2 protein-coding genes are annotated in these 1,589 nt (G+C 55.1%); both read right to left on the minus strand.

Going from position 1 to position 1,589, the window contains the following annotated elements:
* Nucleotides 1–32: 32 nt before the first annotated feature.
* Nucleotides 33–1,025, minus strand: a complete 993-nt coding sequence (locus AC5S26_RS29835; protein WP_494188584.1) for an ArdC family protein — start codon at nt 1,023–1,025, stop codon at nt 33–35.
* An 80-nt stretch (nt 1,026–1,105) separates the two neighbouring features.
* Nucleotides 1,106–1,453: a single-stranded DNA-binding protein gene (locus AC5S26_RS29840; protein ID WP_494188585.1), complete on the minus strand. Its 348-nt coding sequence runs from the start codon at nt 1,451–1,453 to the stop codon at nt 1,106–1,108.
* Nucleotides 1,454–1,589: the final 136 nt, after the last annotated feature.

Raw genomic sequence — 1,589 nt, forward strand, 5'->3', positions numbered from 1 at the left:
GTGACCGGCTAACGACCTAAGACGTTGAAGCTCTAAGCCGCCAGAGGGATCGAAGCATGGACGGGGGTGCCGTCCTCGCCGGCATCCCCGTCTTCTTCCTCGATGAAGCTCTGACCCGTGATGTGATCCACCGCTCGCTGCGCTAACGCGGCGGCCTGCACGACGAGCCGATTGTCCTGGCGAAGTGCGCTAATCCAGTGTTGCAGGTATGCCGTTGTATTGCGGTTTGTGCGTTCCGTGGCAATCCCAGCGATAGCGCAAAGGAATGCTGCTCCTGTTTCGGCTACCAGCTCCTCTTTACTGTAAAGCTCGTCGCCGAAGCGCTCGCCAAAGGTACGAGCCAGACGGCTCTCATGGCCGGTGCTGTGTACGAGCTCGTGAAAGAGCGTCGCATAGTAATGGGCGGTATCCACAAAGCGAAAGCGGGCCGGGAGGTGGACTGAATCCGTGCTGGGCCGGTAATAGGCGCGGGTCTCGGTTTCAATCTCCGTCCGGATCGCTGGACGTCCGTTCCAGTTGGTCACAATGGCTTCGCACTCGGCATCGGTATCAACCTGATTGCGCGTGGGCTCCTCGATCTCGGGCACTTTCAGGCCGTCGCACTGCTCGACGTTGAAAACGTTGTAGAACCTCAACATGCACGGTGGTCTTTTGCTGGCGCTCTCGTTCTCCTCGGTAGATGTGGCGTACTCACGCTTCGGAAGCTGCTTATAAAATACGATGCGCTCGCTGTGCTGTCCCTTGCGAACGGAACCGCCCAACTCCTGAGCCTGTTTAAAAGTGAGCCAGAATGGAGAAGTGTATTCCGTTCCCCATAACAGCATCACGTTGACGCCGCGGTATGGCTTGCCGGTACGAAAGTTTCGCGGAAAGATTCCCCCTGCGTACTTCGGACTCTTCCAGGGCTTCTCCCAAGGGATGACTCCGTTTTTGAGGCTGGCAATGATCCTGTCGGTTACGACCTGATACACGTTGAGCTTGTCGCCATTCTGGTAATCTTCCTGTGAGATCGCTGTGGTGTGCATTCCTTGTCTCTCCTGACTGGGGTTTGTGCATCGTGGCGGTTAGGGGCAGTGTTCCAGCACTGCCCCACCAAAGCCTTCGCTTAGTTGTCGCCGATATCTTTTGGCGCGACCAATTCAATGGCGCCTGCAAGAATCTCTGCGTTGAAGATGGTCACCTTCTCGCCCCCAACTTCCTTTTCGTAGTGGTTGTTGCGCAGCTTGCCCTCTACGAAGATCCGGTCACCCTTTCTGAGCTTTCTGGCGTAGGTCCGGAGGTTGCCGAAGACGACGATGTTGTGCCAATCGGTGCGCTCCTGCCATTTATTGTTGTCATCGGTCCACTTCTCCGCGGTTGCAATGCTGAAGGTGACGGGTGCGTTGTCGCTCTGCTGTTTGGGATCGGCTCCGAGGCGGCCAATCTGAAGGGTCTTGTTGAGGTCATTGATCATTGTTTAGTCTCCTGACTTGGTTTGTATTGCTATATGTTTAGGCGTCTAGATGTTTAGCTAATTGCGCACGTAGAGTCTGCTTTTTCTCTGCTTTCTCTAATTGTTAAGCGTGTTGGGAGTGAAGATTTTTGACATC

It is taken from the genome of Edaphobacter sp. FHG110511_03 (assembly GCF_059115365.1).